Annotated in this window: 16 protein-coding genes, 2 pseudogenes and 1 riboswitch; of the genes and pseudogenes, 6 read left to right on the plus strand and 12 right to left on the minus strand. The window is 35.6% G+C overall.

The features are described from left to right. Nucleotides 1-10: 10 nt before the first annotated feature. The gene (ilvN, locus tag ACGH6P_RS04785; RefSeq protein ID WP_267352487.1) at nt 11-508 is read right to left on the minus strand and encodes an acetolactate synthase small subunit; all 498 of its coding nucleotides are present in this window, start codon (nt 506-508) and stop codon (nt 11-13) included. Continuing rightward, nucleotides 508-2226 (minus strand): acetolactate synthase 3 large subunit, encoded by a 1719-nt coding sequence (gene ilvI / locus ACGH6P_RS04790; protein ID WP_267352486.1) that lies wholly within the window; start codon nt 2224-2226, stop codon nt 508-510. The genes ilvN and ilvI overlap by 1 nt, the downstream gene beginning before the upstream one ends. Before the next feature lie 271 nt (nt 2227-2497). Between ilvI and ygfZ the strand changes: the two genes are divergently transcribed. Then, nucleotides 2498-3376 (plus strand): tRNA-modifying protein YgfZ, encoded by an 879-nt coding sequence (gene ygfZ / locus ACGH6P_RS04795; RefSeq protein WP_267352485.1) that lies wholly within the window; start codon nt 2498-2500, stop codon nt 3374-3376. 139 nt (nt 3377-3515) lie between these two features. Here ygfZ and ACGH6P_RS04800 read toward each other — a convergent pair whose 3' ends face one another. From ACGH6P_RS04800 to ppdD, 5 genes and pseudogenes are all read right to left on the minus strand, one after another. Beyond that, nucleotides 3516-4670 (minus strand): M20 aminoacylase family protein, encoded by a 1155-nt coding sequence (locus ACGH6P_RS04800; RefSeq protein ID WP_411596848.1) that lies wholly within the window; start codon nt 4668-4670, stop codon nt 3516-3518. 205 nt (nt 4671-4875) lie between these two features. Then, a complete protein-coding gene (locus ACGH6P_RS04805) occupies nt 4876-5625 on the minus strand; it encodes a prepilin peptidase (RefSeq protein WP_411596849.1) in 750 nt (249 codons plus the stop codon). Next, entirely contained in the window at nt 5625-6800 is a 1176-nt protein-coding gene (gene hofC / locus ACGH6P_RS04810; RefSeq protein ID WP_411596850.1) for a protein transport protein HofC, read from the minus strand. The genes ACGH6P_RS04805 and hofC overlap by 1 nt, the downstream gene beginning before the upstream one ends. Continuing rightward, nucleotides 6797-7888 (minus strand): annotated as a pseudogene (locus tag ACGH6P_RS04815) (GspE/PulE family protein); the annotation flags it as partial. The pseudogene ACGH6P_RS04815 and the gene hofC, both read right to left, overlap by 4 nt. 44 nt (nt 7889-7932) lie before the next feature. After that, the gene (gene ppdD, locus ACGH6P_RS04820; protein ID WP_411596851.1) at nt 7933-8364 is read right to left on the minus strand and encodes a prepilin peptidase-dependent pilin; all 432 of its coding nucleotides are present in this window, start codon (nt 8362-8364) and stop codon (nt 7933-7935) included. Nucleotides 8365-8564: 200 nt separating this feature from the next. On the opposite strand from ppdD, the pseudogene ampD reads away from it, so the two are divergent. Both ampD and ACGH6P_RS04830 read left to right on the plus strand, forming a co-directional pair. After that, a pseudogene (ampD, locus tag ACGH6P_RS04825) lies at nt 8565-9107 on the plus strand (1,6-anhydro-N-acetylmuramyl-L-alanine amidase AmpD); the annotation flags it as partial. Beyond that, a complete protein-coding gene (locus tag ACGH6P_RS04830; RefSeq protein ID WP_411596887.1) occupies nt 9108-9425 on the plus strand; it encodes a YqcC family protein in 318 nt (105 codons plus the stop codon). A gap of 99 nt (nt 9426-9524) precedes the next feature. Here ACGH6P_RS04830 and mltG read toward each other — a convergent pair whose 3' ends face one another. Beyond that, nucleotides 9525-10538 (minus strand): endolytic transglycosylase MltG, encoded by a 1014-nt coding sequence (gene mltG / locus ACGH6P_RS04835; RefSeq protein ID WP_411596888.1) that lies wholly within the window; start codon nt 10536-10538, stop codon nt 9525-9527. 6 nt (nt 10539-10544) lie between these two features. After that, on the minus strand, nt 10545-11633 hold the full coding sequence (gene alr, locus ACGH6P_RS04840; RefSeq protein ID WP_411596852.1) for an alanine racemase: 1089 nt from the start codon (nt 11631-11633) through the stop codon (nt 10545-10547). A 242-nt stretch (nt 11634-11875) separates the two neighbouring features. Here alr and ACGH6P_RS04845 point away from each other — a divergent pair, with 242 nt between their 5' ends. Beyond that, nucleotides 11876-12637 (plus strand): DeoR/GlpR family DNA-binding transcription regulator, encoded by a 762-nt coding sequence (locus tag ACGH6P_RS04845; RefSeq protein WP_411596853.1) that lies wholly within the window; start codon nt 11876-11878, stop codon nt 12635-12637. Between the two features lie 37 nt (nt 12638-12674). Here ACGH6P_RS04845 and ACGH6P_RS04850 read toward each other — a convergent pair whose 3' ends face one another. Further along, nucleotides 12675-13478 carry a Cof-type HAD-IIB family hydrolase gene (locus tag ACGH6P_RS04850; RefSeq protein WP_411596854.1) on the minus strand — a complete coding sequence of 268 codons (804 nt, stop codon included), beginning with the start codon at nt 13476-13478 and terminating at the stop codon, nt 12675-12677. A gap of 342 nt (nt 13479-13820) precedes the next feature. Then, entirely contained in the window at nt 13821-16391 is a 2571-nt protein-coding gene (clpB, locus tag ACGH6P_RS04855; protein WP_411596855.1) for an ATP-dependent chaperone ClpB, read from the minus strand. 283 nt (nt 16392-16674) lie between these two features. Further along, nucleotides 16675-16720, plus strand: a riboswitch (PreQ1 riboswitch). A gap of 3 nt (nt 16721-16723) precedes the next feature. On the opposite strand from clpB, the gene queD reads away from it, so the two are divergent. Beyond that, nucleotides 16724-17146, plus strand: a complete 423-nt coding sequence (queD, locus tag ACGH6P_RS04860; protein ID WP_411596856.1) for a 6-carboxytetrahydropterin synthase QueD — start codon at nt 16724-16726, stop codon at nt 17144-17146. 2 nt (nt 17147-17148) lie between these two features. Further along, complete coding sequence (locus tag ACGH6P_RS04865; RefSeq protein WP_267352472.1) at nt 17149-17763, plus strand: 7-carboxy-7-deazaguanine synthase QueE; 615 nt, start codon at nt 17149-17151, stop codon at nt 17761-17763. Between the two features lie 353 nt (nt 17764-18116). Here ACGH6P_RS04865 and pgeF read toward each other — a convergent pair whose 3' ends face one another. Continuing rightward, the gene (gene pgeF / locus ACGH6P_RS04870) at nt 18117-18884 is read right to left on the minus strand and encodes a peptidoglycan editing factor PgeF (protein ID WP_411596889.1); all 768 of its coding nucleotides are present in this window, start codon (nt 18882-18884) and stop codon (nt 18117-18119) included. Between the last annotated feature and the right edge of the window lie 7 nt (nt 18885-18891).

An 18891-nucleotide genomic window follows, 5' to 3' on the forward strand; every position in this document is an offset into this window, starting at 1 on the left:
ATTCTTTTATTTAGTGATTTGCTGTTTTTTCACTACGCGATAATCCAATAATTCCCGATCGAACCATTTCGACAATATGACAAGTTTCACGTATCGACGCTAAGAAAGAATCTAGTTTTTCACTTGTACCCGATAATTGAACAATGTAATGCGTTGCGGTAACATCGACAATCGAGCCTCTAAAAATATCGGCACAACGTTTAACTTCATCTCGTGCATCAGACCCTTTAGCAGCCACTTTCACTAACATAATTTCTCGTTCAACATGAGGCCCTTCTGTTAAATCATGTACACGGTAAACATTGACAAGTTTATGAAGCTGCTTTTGAATCTGCTCTAGCACATGTTCATCACCTGTTGTTTGAATGGTCATTCTGTGCATGGTCGGATCTTCTGTCGGTGCTGTCGTAATGGTTTCAATATTAAAACCACGTTGTGAGAACAGACCAATAATTCGAGATAAAGCCCCGGGTTCATTTTCTGTTAAAATTGATAAAATATATCGCATTAGGTTCTCTCCGTTTTACTCAGCCACATTTCGTTCATTGCTCCACCACGTATTTGCATTGGGTAGACATGTTCAGTTGCATCGGTCATGACATCAATAAAGACTAATCGATCTTTAATTGACAAGGCTTTTTTAAGTTTTGTTTCCAGATCTTCACGCTTGGTAATGACCATACCAACATGACCATAAGCTTCCGCTATTTTTGCAAAATCAGGCAATGATTCCATATACGAACAAGAATGTCGCCCAGCATAAATCATATCTTGCCACTGTTTAACCATGCCTAAAAAACGGTTATTCAGATTTAAAACAATAACCGGTAAACCATATTGTAAAGCGGTAGAAAGTTCTTGAATATTCATTTGAATACTACCATCACCGGTTACACAAACGACACATTGATCTGGAAAAGCAAGTTTCACCCCAAGCGCAGCCGGAAGACCAAACCCCATGGTACCTAGACCACCAGAAGTAATAAAATGACGAGGTTTATCAAATGGATAATACAAAGCAGTAAACATTTGATGTTGACCTACATCAGTAGTGACAAATGCGTTACCTTGAGTCAATTTATATAAAACTTCGATTGCTTCTTGTGGTTTGATGCTTTCACCTTCATGACTATAAGCTAAACAGTGACGTGAACGCCAATGATCAATTTGTTTCCACCAATCCACTAAAGCATCAAGATCACGATCAGCTTGCAATTCATTAAGTTCGGATAACATCGTTTCAACCACTACTTTAGCATCACCCACAACAGGAATAGTGGCAGAAATTGTTTTTGAAATTGATGTTGGATCAATATCAATATGTATTATTTTTGCTTTCGGACAATATTTTTCAACATTATTGGTTGTTCTATCATCAAATCTGGCACCAACAGCAAATATTACATCGGCATTATGCATCGCCATATTGGCTTCATACACCCCATGCATTCCAATCATGCCTAAATAGTGTTTATCTGTACCAGGAAAAGCACTTATCCCCATTAATGTTGACGCAACAGGGAGATTCAATTTTTCGGCTAAACGTTTAATAGCATCACTTGCACCGGCGCTAATTACTCCGCCACCAATAAATAAAACGGGTTTTTTAGCTGCCAATAATGTCGTTAATGCTTTTTTAATTTGTCCTTTATGTCCTTGAATAGTTGGATTATATGAACGCATTGAGACAGATTTAGGATAATGGTAATTATATTTATTTGCAGGATTAACAATATCTTTTGGCAGATCAATCACAACCGGGCCAGGTCTACCTGTTGACGCAATATAGAAAGCTTTCTTAATAATTTCAGGAATGTCTTTACTGTCTTTTATTAGAAAACTATGTTTGACTATCGGGCGTGATATACCGACCATGTCGCACTCTTGGAAGGCATCATTGCCAATCAAGTTACTTGCTACCTGACCCGAAATAACAACCAATGGCACAGAATCCATGTAGGCAGTCGCAATACCAGTAATGGTATTGGTCGCTCCAGGCCCTGATGTTACGAGTACAACACCAACATCACCTGTAGCCCTAGCATAACCATCAGCCATATGTACAGCGGCTTGTTCATGACGAACTAATATATGCTCTATGCCACCTAAAGTATGAATTGCATCGTAGATATCAAGAACACTACCACCGGGATAACCAAATATCTGTTTTACTCCTTGATCAATCAAAGATTGAATGACCATTTCTGCGCCTGACAGTTTTGCCATCGTTGTTGCCTCCAATATTACAAATTAGTCATTTATTTTGCATTAACTACTACATTAAATCAATAAACTGTATAAGGTTATTAATTTTCTTTATACGATAACAGCGTAAACAAATTCTAATAAAAGTCAATATAAAACATATTGTTAAAAAATTTAACGCAAAATATAATTTTTGTGTTTTATTGTTATTTTTATGTTTTTTCTATACACTTTGGAAAAGTCTATTTAAGTCTTATCTAAACCCGACATATTATTCCTAAAAGGTATTATCATGAGCAATTATTCTTTGGAACCTATCTCGCTTACTGATTGGCAATTAGTAAAAGTGACAGGAGAAGACAATCTTAAATATTTACAAGGTCAAGTGACTATTGATATGAAAAATCTTTCCGAGCACTCAGCATTGTTTGCTGCTCATTGTGATGCTAAAGGGAGAATGTGGAGTAATCTATTATTATTTATGCGCGGTGCTGAGATATATTATTTATTGCGTAAAAGTGTTGCAGAAAAGCAAATTACCGAACTAAAAAAATATGCTATTTTTTCCAAAGTGACGATTGAAAAGGAACAAGATTTAAATATGTATGGGATTATGGCTGATGCATTACCAGCGCAAATACTATCAAAATTCAATGATGATAATTGTGTTAATGATAATGACACTACTTATATTAAATTAATGTTACCTCAACCCCGAATCATTGTCATTACACCACAGCCTATTGAAAGTCATTTACAACCAAGCAATAAATGGTTACAACTTGATTTAGAAGCAGGCTATGCCATTATTGATAGTGAAAATACAGAAAGTTTATTACCGCAAGCGTGTAATTTACAACTCTATAATGCCATTAGTTTTGATAAAGGTTGTTATTGCGGACAAGAAATGGTTGCTAGAGCGCAATTTCGTGGCACAAATAAACGTGGACTTTATCTATTATCTGGCAAAAGTGATGTACTACCTATCATTGGTGATACGATAGAATATCAAATAGAAGGAAATTGGCGAGAAGGGGGAAAAGTGTTAGCAGCACTAAAACTTAATCAAAATCATGATGTGTATGTACAAGTAGTACTACCTAATGGTATAGATATCAATACTGACTTTAGAATTAAAGGACAATCAACAAGCAAGCTAAATTTTCATTGATTAATTAGTTGCTATTAATCATTCCAATTAAAAACGATATCGATTTTTCAATTTATATTCATTAAAATTAAACAATTTGAATTGGTAAGAATAGCTAGAATATAGATAAATATATTCTAGCTATCAATGAAATCTTTAATTATCCCTTACCTAACTCTTGATAAACAATTTGCACAAAATAGTTTACACCCGTTGTTAATAGCTCATCATTAAAATTATAAGCAGGATTATGCAAATTTGCTCCTTGCCCTGCACCTAACCAAACATAAGCACCAGGAACCTTTTGTAACATAAAGGCAAAATCTTCAGATCCCATTGAAGGAGGAGGATCAATCGTTACATTATCATCGCCCACCACTTTTCTTGCAGCGCTAATGGCTATATCCGCCTGCTTAGCATAGTTTATGGTAGCAGGATAACGGCGCTGATAATTGACTTCCGCTTTGGCGTCAAAAGTTGATGCGATACCCTGTGCTATCTGTTTGATTCTTGATTCAGCCATGTCCTGAACATCGGAACTAAATGCTCTAACCGTTCCTCGAATTACAGCTTGTTGAGGTAATACATTCCAAGTATCACCACTATGAATTTGTGTTACGCTGACAACTAAGGAGCTAAGAGGATCGGCATTACGGCTCACAATACTTTGTAATCCATTGACGATTTGTGTTGCAGTTAAAATTGTATCTTTACCCAGATGCGGTGCCGCTGCATGTGAGCCAACACCTGTCACATTAATTTCAAAGACATCATAAGATGCCATTATTGCACCGTGATTAATATAGAAATGATTTAATGCCATATTGGGCTGATTGTGAATTCCATATACTGCTTCAATAGGCAATTTATCAAATAGCCCATTTTCCGCCATTACACGGCCACCTCCTTCGTTTTCTTCGGCTGGTTGGAAGATGACAACTACCGTTCCACTAAAATCACGATGCTGGCTCAAATATTTTGCCGTTCCCAATAACGTTGCTGTATGACCATCATGACCACAAGCATGCATTTTTCCGTGTATTGTTGAACTATAATCAATATTATTCACTTCGGTAATATCCAAGGCATCAATGTCAGCTCGTAAAGCAATCATCCGCCCTTCTTTATTACCTTTTATGATGCCAACAACCCCTGTGGGTGCAAAGTCAGTGTATAATTCTGATATACCAAATGATTTCAACTTTTCAATGATAAATTGGGTGGTATTAGTTTCTTCAAATGCAGTTTCGGGATGAGAGTGAATATAGTGACGCCATGAGATCATCTCATTTTTTAGTTGTGTAATTGAGTCCATTAATTATTCCTTTCTGACTAATTGATTTACCAGTTATACCTCGAATTAATAGCCACTATAATACGATATCATTCTTAATAAAAATAACTAATTTTACTATGATTATTAATTTTAGTTATAAGTTTCACATTTAAAACTAGTTAAACGCCTCTATTTTCAATCAAACATTAAAACGGCTTTGAAAACAGTATATAAATGAAAAAACTCACACATGGTAATACAAAATCAAATAACCCGACATTAACAAAAACGGACCAAATGGAATTACAGTTATTGATTGATCACTTAATCCATAACGCAAAATAAGATAATAAACGATAGCTAAAAATGATGAAAAAACTAACAACAAGGGAAGATCTTCATAAGATATCCATGCGCCTAAAGCAGCCAATAACTTAACATCACCCTGCCCTAGTCCCTGTTTTTTGGTCAGCAAATAAAATAATTCTTTAGGGACAATTAATAAAAAATAACCCCAAATAATGCCAGTGATCGCTTTATTTAACGTAATGCCAAACAGATTAAAATAGCCAGCTAAAATCCCTAACCATAGTAGGGGTTGAGTAAATAGATTTGGCAATAAATAATATTTTAGATCTATCATTGCCAATAAGACAAAATAACACGCTAATATCATTAATAAAACCGTATTTAAAGTCCAGCCTTTTGTCAAAAATAGAATAGCAAAAATAACCGCAAATAAAATCTCAAATACGATATAACGATAATGAATTGTCCCTTTGCAAACCCAGCATTGTCCCTTCAGTAATAACCATGAAAAAACAGGAAACAGTTGCCAAAATCTAAGTTGTTTGTGACAATGTGGACAACGAGAGCGATATAAAGAAATAGCAATTAAATATTCATACCCTGAATAGATAGGCTTAAAACGACAGTAAGCCACATGAATGAAGCTTCCCAAACACATTCCCAATCCAATAATTAACCAAATCATCAATGAATAACATCCCCCAATTGGAAAATCGGTAAATACATGGCAATAATTAAGCCACCAATAATCAAACCTAGAATTAACATTAATAGCGGTTCAAACAACTGTATCATATTATCAGTCAGCGTTTGATGTTGTTCCTGATAATATTCTGCTAGTTGTTGTAGCATCAAATCTAATGTACCTGACTCTTCACCAACCAAGATCAATTGACTGCACAATGGAGGTAATAAACTTTGCTGCTCGATAACAGCACTGAATGAATAGCCTTGTTCAATTTCGGCGATAATTTGATAAATAACATGACGATAATGGTAATTTTGCATAATTGTTGCAACCGCATTCAACCCATTCAATATAGGAATACCTGCTATTTGAGTTATCGAAAGAGTCTGAAATATTTGGGTTAAATGCAAAGTATGAATTAACGAATTCAAGAATGGTAATTTCAATATTAATTTATCCATTTTTGGGGCGTAAGATTTTTTTAAGTGATAATGATAAATAAGCCAAAACAAACCAATCATGCCGACCCATTTCCCATAGTTATTCTGAATATAGTAAGACAAATCAATAATCAATAATGTAAAAAAGGGAAGTTCAGCTTCAAAACTTTGATAAATATCTACAAATTTAGGTAATACTATCAATAACATAATTAGTGTTACAACAACTGACATAAACAAAAGGAATAATGGATAACGCAATGCTTTTTTTAGTCGTTTTTGTAAATTAATTGATGCCTCTATTTGAAAAGCCAATTGTTCAAAACTCAAATCAAGTTGTCCTGTTAATTCCCCTGTTGCAATAATTTCAGCATAAAGTGGTGGAAAGACAGATTGATGTTGAGTTAGTACTGTTGATAGTCGTTCTCCTTTAGCTAGTTGCCTTGCAATTTCCGTCAATAAACATTGCCAATGCTGTTTAGGGTGTTCATGCGCAAGTAAATGCAAAATTTCAAGCAAAGGTAATCCAGCTTTTAGCATGGTAGCCAGTTGTTTTGTCAAGATAAATAATTCAATACGCTTAAAACTACTTGAAAATACATAGTGACCTGCCTTGAATTTTATGGCGATATCACCTTGCAATAATAATTTCCGTCGCGCTTCGTTTTGTGAAGCCGCTATAATTTTATGTTCTACAAAATTGATGTCGTACCAATAATAGAGCCTTTTCATGTTTCACCTAATACTCTATTTATTTCTGCTAAGGTCGTTATCCCTTGCTGTATTAATTGTTCAGCTGATTGCCTTAAAGAAATTTGATTTGAAGGTGTTATAACCTGTTGATTTAAAATTTGGTGTTGAATTTCAGGGGTGATAGTTAAAAATTCATATAACCCTATTCGTCCTGAGTAACCACCTACACAGTTCTCACATCCGATTGCGACATAATGTGGAATCGGCTTTTGTCCTAGCCTAATCAGCTCGCTCGCCACCACTTTACAATGACAACATAACTTACGTACTAATCGTTGAGCGATGATTAATTTAACACTAGCAGAGATGAGATATCGTTCTATTCCCATTTGATTCAAACGTGTTATTGCTTCTATACTTGAATTAGTATGTAAGGTAGACAGGACTAAATGTCCGGTTTGGGCAGCTTGAATGGCTATTTCTGCTGTTTCATGATCACGAATTTCACCAATCATCATCACGTCAGGATCTTGCCTTAACAAAGCACGTAAAATGGTTGCAAAACTTAACCCAATTTTCATATTTACAGATGTTTGATTAATACCTTCAACCGGTATTTCAATCGGATCTTCCACGCTACAGATATTACAATGAGGCAAGTTTAATGTTTTCAGTCCACTATAAAGCGTTACCGTTTTACCGCTGCCTGTCGGTCCTGTAACTAATATTAGTCCTTGTGGGTAATTTAATATTTGTTGAAATTGAGCAAGATCCCTATCCGTTAATCCTAAATCGTGAATCGACAACGGTGAATCATGATTATCGAGTACGCGTAACACCACTTTTTCACCATTCATAACCGGTAAGGTTGAAATCCGCATAGCATAACGATCTATTACTAATTGCCCATCCTGGGGTAATCGCTGTTCTGCAATATTCAACTTTGCCATTATTTTCAATCTGGCAACGATTTGCTTTGCCAGTGTTAAAGGAGGAGCCAGTATGGTATGCAATACACCGTCAATCCGCATACGAATGCGATAACTTTGTTGATAAGGTTCAAAATGAATATCCGAAGCACGTTTTTTTAAAGCTCTAAGCAATAATTTATCAATACTGTCGACTAGTTGATCTTCTTGCATGACTAAAACCATTTCATTGTTGCATTAATTTAAAATTTAAAGATATCTTCACATACACTATTTAAGCTTACATCAACAGGATTAGTTACACAGTTACGTGACCAATCAACACTACCATGGGTTATATTCAGCGTCGGTGTCATCGTTACTGTTAAGCCAGATAAGGCATTTTGTCCAACTAATTCAATCATCCCATTTGTGACTGTCACTGAGGTGACATAATTGGTTGATTTAGTCATTGGAATACCATTATTTGCATTATTACAATTTGCTAATCCACCTTGCTCAATTACACATATTTCTACCGCTGTTTTGTAAGCGGTCATGGCTTGTAGCATATCGGTCATGGCTGCTTTTTTTACATAGCCTTGATAAGCAGGCAAACCAATTGCCGTTAAAATAGCAATTACGATAATTGCTATCATGAGTTCAAATAAGGAAAATCCCGATTGTTTGTTCATATTCATTCTCTGTTATTAAATTGCTAACGAAACACAAGCAACTTTATAGCGTTTAAAAAAAATGAAATAATAACGGTATGCCAAGTATGGAAAAAGGATAACAATAATTGTTTTTCTGATTTCATCATTATTTAAATTATTGGAAGTCAAATCACAAATCAGTCATTTGATAACAAAGTTTTATAAAATAAGGAGTCGATATGTCCTTAAAGATCGTTAATGGTTGGTTACAAGGTGTAAAACAGGTCATTTCACCATTTTATAATGATCGACCAAGTGATAAACCCATTTCATTATTAGTGATTCATAATATAAGCCTTCCGCCCAATCAATTTGGTGGCCCTTATGTAGAACAGCTGTTCACAGGTCAGCTTGATCCAAATGAACACCCTTATTTTGCCGATATCTATCAAATGCAGGTATCAAGTCACCTATTTATTCGTCGTGACGGTGAGATAATTCAATTTGTAGCTTTTGATAAACGAGCATGGCATGCAGGTATATCAGCATTTGAAGGACAAGAAAATTGTAATGATTTTTCAATAGGAATCGAATTGGAAGGATGTGATAGTGAAAAATTTACCGAAGTGCAATATCAACAACTGGCAAAAGTCACCCTTCTACTACAACAAACTTATCCACTTCACAATATCACCGGACACAGTGACATTGCACCAGAACGTAAAACAGATCCTGGGCCTTATTTTGATTGGCAATATTATAGGCATTTGCTTGCTAATAAAATGCAAGCTAACTTAATTAAAGATCAATTAGAACGAATTGAGCAAGCGTTAAAAAAAATAGATTTATGGCAAGCCTTGCCACCCAGTCAGGATGCTTTTTTAAGTCAACAACCTTTTGCTCTTGATACCATGAAGTCATACGAATGGCTACAATGGATTTTTATACCCCGAATTCGAGCTATAATTGATGCCAATTCGGCTATTCCCCCCTTTGCGTTACACCCCTATTTTGAAGAAGCGTTAAAAGAGTCAGAGAAAAATATTGACCATTTGTTAGATCTGATAAAACAACTTGATGAATTGACCCAATCCAAATAGTTAATGGTGGCTTAAACATATGAAAAAGTGATATTGAATAGATCTGAGAAGTTAATTACCGCGTTCTGCACGCGGTAATTTTAATAAAGAACATAATTTTTATTTTTTTAACTTATTTCGATACTCATTGACCGCTTTTAAATGGCTATTATAATTCGTCGTAAACGTATGTCCGCCCTTACCATTAGCGACAAAAAACAGATATTTGGTATCAGCAGGGTGTGCCGCAGCTTCTAACGACGCTAAACTTGGCATTGAAATAGGCGTAGGTGGTAAACCATTAATGACATAGGTATTATAAGGATTAGTCTTATCGGTCATATCAATACGTCTAATTTTACCCGTATATTTATCACCTAAACCATAAATAATTGTAGGATCGGTTTGCAGCTTCATTTTTGCTTTTAATCGATTAACAAAAACAGATGCTACATTCGCACGTTCAGAACTGAGACTAGTCTCTTTTTCAATAATTGAGGCAATAATAAGTAATTCATACGGTGTGCTATATGGCAGCCCACTATCACGATTTTCCCACACTCTTTGCAAGTTATTTTTCATAGTGAGATGAGCACGTTTTAAAATATTAATATCTAAGGTGTCGACCGTATAAAGATAAGTATTTGGCGAAAGCCACCCTTCAAGAGGCCCCTCAATACCTAAAATTTTTGCAATATCATCGCTTGATTTATCAACCAAAGTTTGTTGAATGTAAGGAGTATTTTTTATGGTATTTAACCAATCATTGGCTCGCTTCCCTTCCACAAATCTTAGCGTAAAACTGCTTTCTTTGCCTGACACTAATAATTTTAAAAATTCATCAACTGTCATATGGGGCTCTAACTTATATCCCCCAGCTTTAATAGTACTTAATTCAGGATTTAATTTATACAAATAAGGAAGTAGATAAGCCCTATCCATTAAATTTGCTTGATCTATTTGTTCAACTAACTGATGTATTGACGTTCCTTTTTTTATAATAAACACTTTATTATCATCATTAACATGAATATGCTGTTTAGAAAACTGTTGTAAAAAATAGTAACCCAACGCAAGCGAAGCGGTAACAACTAAAATTATTGCCAAAAACGTGTATAAAAATATTTTTTTAATCATAACTTATTTATCTATATAGTGAACCTTAGCTCGTGTAGTTAAGCGCGTTAATAACTCATATGCACTAATACCTGTATGTTTAGCAATTTCTTCTACCGGCAACTCCTTCCCCCAAAAAATGACTTCGTCGCCTGGTTTATCCGAACTATTCAGTCCCAGATCAACAATAATCATGTCCATTGAAACACGCCCCACAATAGGAACACGTCTACCATTAATTAATACAGGCGTATTTTCGGGTATACCGCGAGGATATCCATCACCATATCCCATTGCAACAACACCTAATTTTGTCTCTTTATGACTTGTCCAAATTTGCCCGTAGCCCACAGATTCACCCTTTTTATGCTTTCTTACTGCAATTAGCTCTGACTTAAACGTCATAGCTGGGTGTAATTCGGCAATGGGATTCTCAAAAGGAGAAACGCCATATAAAGCAATACCTAATCGAATCACATCACGATGTGAATTTGGCCAGGCAAGAATACCGCCAGAAGCAGCAATAGATTGCTTATCAAGCAATGATTTATTAGAAATTGATTCAACAAATTCGTCCAATAGCAAACATTGATTTGACGTTTGATCGGAAGAAAAATCATCAGCAGAACTAAAATGACTGATAATATTTAATGGTTTACGCACAACGCAACAACTTGCTAATCGATTAAATTCACCTTGAGCCTCATCAAACCGAAACCCTAAACGATGCATACCTGTGTCAATTTTGAACCAAGCTGTGATTTGATTTTCAATTTTAATCGCATTTAACGCATCAATTTGCCAACTTGAATGAACCACAGTTTGCAAATTAAAATCAATTAAATCCGTTATTTCATCATGTGGAAAAAAACCTTCCAACAAAACAATGGGGGTAATGATCCCAATTTGCCGTAACAAAAGCGCTTCAGAAAGTCTTGCAACCCCAAAGTAGTCGACCTTATCGGATAATAATTGAGCAATGCCAGCAATCCCATGACCATAAGCATTTGCTTTGAGAATAGCCATTAAGGAGCTATTAGGTGAATTTCGTCTCACATACTCAATATTATGCAGAATAGCTTGACGATTAACATTAACGACAGCAATAGACATTACTTCCAACCTAACTCAGGTAAAAAAAGATATTTTAATTTCTGTTCTAAATAATAACAAATAAAATATGAAAGGTTAATCAAGTTTTAATACAAAAAAACCACACAATCAATAAGTTAATTAAAAAATTCGGGGGCATAAGTAATTTATCCTTTTAAAAAATCATAGGATAATTCGCTTAAAAACGGTATGATCATTAAAGATATTTTTAGAAATCAGCATAATTTTTTAAAGGATATTAGATGATTGATTATAATGCATTCCCTGAACAACGCCAATCTTTTATCCGGCAGCTTTTGACTGAAAAAGGGCGTGTTGTCAGTGCTGATTTAATTAAATTGTTAGGGGTTTCAGAACACACGATTCGTCGAGATTTACAAAAACTAGCCCGTGACGGTGTTTGCAAGCGTGTATATGGTGGAGCAGTTAGCCATTTAAAACAATCAGCCACATTTGAAACTCGTATTAATCAATGTGTAGACGAAAAATCTTCAGTAGCAATAAAATGTGCAAAATTAATCAAAGATAATTCCTGCATTTTTATTGATACTGGCTCCACCTATTTAGCAATGGCAAGTTATATCCCACAAAATTTGACATTAACGATTGTCACCAATTCACCTCAAATTGCTTCGGTCTTAAGTAGCCGTACCAATGGCGAACTCATTTTATTAGGTGGCAAAGTTAATCCGTTAACGGGGGGAACAATGGGGGCTGATACCGTTAATCAAATCCGAAATATGGTCTTTGATCAAACCTTTATTGGCGTTTGTGGACTTGACCCGCATGCGGGGTTAAGCGCAGTTTATTATGATGATGCCTGCTTCAAAAAAGAGGTCATTGCTCAAAGTAATGAGGTTATAGCCGCAGTGATTGCCGACAAAATGCAACAAGTTGCTCGCTATAAAGTTGCCACTTGTGAAGATATAGATATCATTATCGCTAGTCGAGATAGCAAAATTGAGGGATTTGAAGATTTTAATCTCAAAATAGAAATCGCTTAATAGATTCAGCTGTCATCAACTCAATCTGAGCATGCCATCATTTGCTTTGCAATTCAATTAGTTGCTTTATCGTATTCAGTACCGCACTATCATCATTGAAACCGGTGATAAATTTAGCGACAGCTTTGGTTTCTTCAAATGCATTACGCATTGCAAAACTATACTCCGCTTGTTCAAGTAATTCTATGTCATTGTAACCATCACCAAAAGCCATGGTTTCATGATAATTTACCCTAAGTAGTTGTTGTAATTTTTTGATAGTATTTCCTTTATGAACATCATGCTGAGTGATATCAATCCATGTAGCTTCAGATACCACTATATAAGCTTGGTTTTCAAAAGGGGTTAAATCCTGTCGAGTTTGTAAACATTGTCCTTTTTCATCATATACAGTGATTTTGATAAAGTCATCAGCGATATGAGTCAGATCATCCACTTCAATTATGGTTGCATAAGAACCTCGGACTTTAGCTTTTAATCGTTCAGGTAAATGGGCTTTGATGACGGCTCCTTGAGCAGTACAAGCAATGATAACGTGCGCTTTACTAACTTGTTCCAAGGTTTTTATCATACGCTGCCCTAGTTCATTAGGGATGAATGAGCGATAAATAAATTCACCTTTATGTTTTATGGTCGTTGCGCTATCACCGACTATCCAGATTTTGTCGCTGTAATCACCAAAGAGTTCTTCAACCCGTTCACATTGTTTCCCGGTACAAGCGACAAAATGAATTTGTTGCTCAGCCATAAGCGCATACACTTGCGAAAATAGCTGACGGTCATAATCACCTTGGCTATTTAAAAATGTCCCATCTAGATCACTTATAATCAATTTAATCATTTTATTATCCTTTCTCATTGCAATTTCATTTAATCAATCAAGATATGATTGATTATGATGCTTTATGATCGATTTAGCAATATTGTAATCGTTCAGGATGAGATCATGATCACAAAAAATGAAGTCATTTAAATTCTATTGATGTTTTTCAATTAGGAAATACTCAATATTATTAACATTTTAAAGTTATTATTAGTGCAAATGAGTTAAAACGAGAATGGATCGATTGATTATTGAGAGATCTAAAATTGACGATGACTTATTTACCGCAATATACACTGTTAAAGTGACGGATCGGTATAATAAAAAAAAACCGACCATTAAGGTCGGTTTATTTGTTGATTACTGTTTAGCTTCGATATTATCACCCACCAAATCCAAATGAATGGTTTTACCTGGTACTAATTTACCGGACAATATTTGTTGTGCTAATGGGTTTTCAATTTCTTGTTGAATAGCGCGTTTTAACGGTCTTGCACCATAAATTGGATCGAAACCAACTTTAGCAAGATGTTCTAACGCTGCATCAGAAATATCCATTTCATAACCTCGTTCATCTAAGCGTTTTTCAACATGTGCCAATTGAATTCTAGCAATCGCTTTGATGTTTTCTTGACCCAGTGGATGGAAGACCACCGTTTCATCAATACGGTTGATAAATTCGGGTCTAAAATGTTTAGTTACCACAGTCATAACTAATGCTTTCATTTCGTCATAACTAAGCTCAACTTGTCCTTGAATTAAGTCAGAACCCAAGTTAGATGTCATGATGATAACCGTATTGCGGAAATCCACTGTACGACCTTGTCCATCAGTTAAGCGACCATCATCTAAGACTTGTAATAAAATATTAAAGACATCCGGATGCGCTTTTTCCACTTCATCCAGTAAAATCACTGAATAAGGTCGACGTCGTACGGCTTCGGTTAAATATCCGCCCTCTTCATAACCAACATAACCAGGAGGCGCACCAATTAAGCGAGCAACGGAATGTTTTTCCATGAATTCAGACATATCAATCCGTACCATGGCATCTTCACTATCAAACATAAAGTTTGCCAATGCTTTACAAAGTTCGGTTTTACCCACACCTGTTGGACCTAAGAATAAGAAAGACCCAATCGGTTTATTCGGATCAGAAAGACCAGCACGGCTACGACGAATAGCATTTGCTACAGCTTCAACGGCTTCATCTTGCCCAATAACACGTTTATGTAAAGCGTCTTCCATGTGTAATAATTTATCTTTTTCACTTTCAAGCATTCTCGAAACAGGAATACCCGTCGCTTTCGATAATACTTCGGCAATCTCGTTATCGGTCACTTTGTTACGCAATAATTTCATGGTTTTACCTTCTAATTGCGTAGCTGTTGCGAGTTTCTTTTCAAGTTCCGGAATTTTGCCATATTGCAATTCCGACATCTTGTTTAAATCCCCAGCTCGACGAGCTTGTTCTATCTCAGTGCGAGCTTTTTCCAACTCTGCTTTGATATTCTGAGTGCCCGAAAGTGCAGCTTTCTCTGATTTCCACTCTTCTTCAAGTGACGCATAATCCTTTTCTTTTTCAGCAAGTTCATTATTTAACATCTCAAGTCGTTTTTTACTGGCATCATCCGACTCTTTCTTAAGCGCTTGTTGCTCAAGTTTAAGTTGAATGATACGTCTTTCAAGACGATCTAATGATTCTGGTTTAGAATCCATTTGCATACGAATACTCGATGCAGCTTCGTCAATCAAATCAATGGCTTTATCTGGCAACATACGATCTGAAATATAACGATGCGATAAGGTTGCCGCTGCCACAATGGCTGGATCGGTAATTTGAACATGATGATGCAATTCATAACGCTCTTTCAAACCACGCAAAATGGCAATGGTGTCTTCAACAGTCGGTTCAGCCACATAAACTTTTTGAAAACGACGTTCCAATGCAGGATCTTTTTCAATATATTGACGATATTCGTCAAGTGTTGTTGCCCCAACGCAGTGTAATTCACCACGAGCTAATGCTGGTTTTAACATGTTTCCGGCATCCATAGCACCATCGCCTTTACCTGCACCGACCATGGTGTGAATTTCGTCGATAAACAGAATAATACGACCTTCTTCTTTAGCGATGTCTTTAAGGACAGCTTTCAAACGCTCTTCGAACTCACCACGATATTTAGCACCAGCAATTAAGGCGCCCATATCCAAGGATAAGACACGTTTATTACGTAATCCCTCGGGAACTTCACGATTCACAATACGTTGTGCTAAACCTTCAACAATCGCAGTTTTACCCACACCCGGTTCACCAATTAACACAGGATTATTTTTGGTACGACGTTGTAACACTTGTATCGTACGGCGAATCTCTTCATCACGCCCAATAACTGGATCGAGTTTACCTTGTTCTGCACGCTGTGTTAAATCAATAGTATACTTTTTCAACGCACCACGTTGATCTTCTGCATTTGGATCATTCACGTTGTCGCTTCCTCTTAATTGATTGACTGCTTGAAGAAATTTATCTTTAGTGACACCCGATTTTTTTAGGATATCGCCAAGGCTCCCTTTTTCATCTAATGCAGCTAATATAAATAGCTCTGAAGAGATATAACTATCTCCATTTTTTTGAGATAATTTATCGCATAAATTTAAAACTTTAATTAAATCTTGAGAAGGGATAACTTCGCCACCGACACCCTGCACTTGAGGTAATCGGTCAATGGATTGATTTAATTCTTGTTGTAAAATGGCATTATTTGCCCCAGCAGCTGCCAATAATGGATTAACACTACTGCCTTCTTGATTAAGCATTGCTGAGAGTACATGAATAGGCTCTATATATTGATTATCTTTACCTAATGCTAAAGACTGCGCATCAGCTAAAGCTTGTTGAAATTTGTTTGTGAGTTTATCTAACCTCATATTATCTATCTCCTTAGCAATAAATTTGGCATAAATGATTAAACACTTATACCATTTGCATAATGACTAAATGAGTGTGGAAGGAAAAATTTCAAGAGCTTGTCAAGAATTTTTTTACAGATAATAAAAATTAACTTACGCAAAACATTTTAGACCTAAAAATGATAAATTTAAATATATTTACAATCGCATCCTAAATAGGATATCCGGTTTCAGATAATCATTGAAAGGTGACAAATAACTTGATATCTATTATATTAACCGCTTTCTTTTGTTAGGTTATCTAACCGTGGTTCGTGATCCATCCCACGAAAAAAAACTAGGAATGTAAAATGTTCAAAATTGCCAAAGAGTTCCAATTTGATGCTTGTCACATGTTAGACGGGCATAACAAGAAATGTCATAACCTGCATGGTCATACTTACCGTTTAATTGTCGAAATTAGTGGTGAACTCATTAAAAAGGGTTCCAGCGAAGATATGGTAATGGATTACGCTGATCTCAAATCCATTGTAAAAAAACATATTATTGATCCGTTCGATCATGCTTATCTTTACCACCAAAATAATGTTAATGAATGCCGTATTGCTAACTTATTGCAAGAAATGGATCGAAAAACATTCGCTTTTCCGTGTCGAACAACCGCTGAAGGAATGAGTCAATACATTTTTGATTGTTTATCGAACTATTTACCCATATCCAAGATTAAACTGTGGGAAACCCCAAGCTCTTACTGCGAGTATCAACGGGGTTAACTATGCTTGAGTTTCGTATTGTTGAAATCTTCGAATCACTGCAAGGCGAAGGTTATAATACCGGTATGCCCGCCATTTTTATTCGCTTGGCAGGTTGTAATCTAAATTGTTGTTGGTGTGATACCAATTTTCGCCAATATACCCGTTTCACATTAGATCAACTTCTCGACAAAGTGAAACAGTATAAAAGCAAAAATATCATTATTACGGGTGGCGAGCCAACCTTAGTTAAAGATCTATCTAAATTACTCTTCCCCCTTAAACAAGCGGGTTATTTTATTGCTATTGAAAGTAATGGTTTAGGCAAAGTCGACGCTTTAATTGACTATATCGCTCTCAGTCCTAAGTTTTGCTATCAATCACGTTATCAAAAAATAGTTCAGTCAATTGCTAATGAAGTGAGAATCGTTGCTGAAAATCATCCTGACTTCATTTCGTTTTGCCAATATATTGAACAAAATATTCAAGCTAAACGCTATTACTTATCGCCTTGTGAAAGAAATGGCGAGTTTAACATGCATGACACAATCATATTACTTGGACAAATTAATCAAAATCGTATTGAAAATAAATGGTTACTGAATATTCAAACGCATAAATTTGCTAATATTGAATAATTAATCACGAAAAAGCACATCTGTTTACCGTTAACGGCTCATAATTTTGCCCTGAACGATTGTAATGATTATATAACTTAATAATTTAATAAAGTTTTTGTTACGAAAATAAGAATAACATGTTTGAACTTTGCATACTATTAGCCAAGATTAACTTGCTCAAAACATGAAAGATAAATTTTTAATGAAAATTAACTTAACTTCACTAAGTTAAACACGTAAGAATGATTATTTAGCTGGCAGAAGAGAAGTTTTATATTTTAAGTCACCAAAATAGAATAACTGAGGAACGTCATGATTGGTTTCTTTATTTGCCAGCTAATCTGAGAATGTTTGCACCATTTTTTTAAATATCACTCAAACCAAATCATTGATGCCATTCTTCCTGTTCGGTTTTCTCGTCGATAAGAAAAGAATTTATCTTGTTCGGTATAAGTACAATAATCACCACCAAATATTTTATTTACACCTATTGAATTCAAACGTTGTTTGGCAATTAAGTAGAGATCGGCCAAATATTTTTGCTCTGGTATATTGATTAATTTAAATGCACTTTTTGCTTCTGGATCGATGGCCTCAAATTGTTTTTTTATTTCTTCCCCTACTTCATATTTTTTGGCACTTATGGCTGGTCCCATCCAAACCATAATTTCGGATGGTTTACAGGAGAATTTTTTAACGGTTTCTTCTAAAATTCCATTGCACAATCCTCGCCAACCCGCATGCGCTGCCGCGACCTCATCGCCTTTCGAAGAGCAAAATAATAAAGGCATACAATCGGCTGTTAACACAACACACACTTGCTTTGCTTGATGAGTATAAGCCGCGTCAGCTTCAAATATTTGTTTATTATTAACGATTCCAGTGGGGGGTTGTAATTTTATTTGTGAAATATCAAGGGCGACAGTACTATGAGTTTGATTAAGCCAATAAGGTTCGCTGGGTATTTGTTCAGCGGTAATTAAGCGTTTTCGGTTTTCTGCAACATCATTTATATTATCACCGGTACGCCCTCCCATATTTAAACTTTCAAATGGCGGCATACTGACACCGCCCATTCGTGTTGTGGTCAACGCTCGAACATTTTTCGGCGCAAACCAGTAAGGATAAATCGATTTAATCATTTTT

The organism is Gilliamella sp. CG25 (genome assembly GCF_046635705.1).
In the GTDB taxonomy this organism is placed as follows: domain Bacteria; phylum Pseudomonadota; class Gammaproteobacteria; order Enterobacterales; family Orbaceae; genus Gilliamella; species Gilliamella apicola_I.

What these genes read in the sequence shown, in the direction of transcription:
- alr (WP_411596852.1), bottom strand. Translation starts at nt 11,633, where the DNA reads ATGTCTATTGCTGTCGTTAATGTTAATCGTCAAGCTATTCTGCATAAT.
- queD (WP_411596856.1), top strand. Translation starts at nt 16,724, where the DNA reads ATGTTCAAAATTGCCAAAGAGTTCCAATTTGATGCTTGTCACATGTTA.
- ACGH6P_RS04845 (WP_411596853.1), top strand. Translation starts at nt 11,876, where the DNA reads ATGATTGATTATAATGCATTCCCTGAACAACGCCAATCTTTTATCCGG.
- ACGH6P_RS04800 (WP_411596848.1), bottom strand. Translation starts at nt 4,670, where the DNA reads ATGGACTCAATTACACAACTAAAAAATGAGATGATCTCATGGCGTCAC.
- ACGH6P_RS04865 (WP_267352472.1), top strand. Translation starts at nt 17,149, where the DNA reads ATGCTTGAGTTTCGTATTGTTGAAATCTTCGAATCACTGCAAGGCGAA.
- hofC (WP_411596850.1), bottom strand. Translation starts at nt 6,800, where the DNA reads ATGAAAAGGCTCTATTATTGGTACGACATCAATTTTGTAGAACATAAA.
- ACGH6P_RS04805 (WP_411596849.1), bottom strand. Translation starts at nt 5,625, where the DNA reads ATGATTTGGTTAATTATTGGATTGGGAATGTGTTTGGGAAGCTTCATT.
- ACGH6P_RS04850 (WP_411596854.1), bottom strand. Translation starts at nt 13,478, where the DNA reads ATGATTAAATTGATTATAAGTGATCTAGATGGGACATTTTTAAATAGC.
- ilvN (WP_267352487.1), bottom strand. Translation starts at nt 508, where the DNA reads ATGCGATATATTTTATCAATTTTAACAGAAAATGAACCCGGGGCTTTA.
- ACGH6P_RS04830 (WP_411596887.1), top strand. Translation starts at nt 9,108, where the DNA reads ATGCAAGCTAACTTAATTAAAGATCAATTAGAACGAATTGAGCAAGCG.
- ygfZ (WP_267352485.1), top strand. Translation starts at nt 2,498, where the DNA reads ATGAGCAATTATTCTTTGGAACCTATCTCGCTTACTGATTGGCAATTA.
- clpB (WP_411596855.1), bottom strand. Translation starts at nt 16,391, where the DNA reads ATGAGGTTAGATAAACTCACAAACAAATTTCAACAAGCTTTAGCTGAT.
- ilvI (WP_267352486.1), bottom strand. Translation starts at nt 2,226, where the DNA reads ATGGCAAAACTGTCAGGCGCAGAAATGGTCATTCAATCTTTGATTGAT.
- ppdD (WP_411596851.1), bottom strand. Translation starts at nt 8,364, where the DNA reads ATGAACAAACAATCGGGATTTTCCTTATTTGAACTCATGATAGCAATT.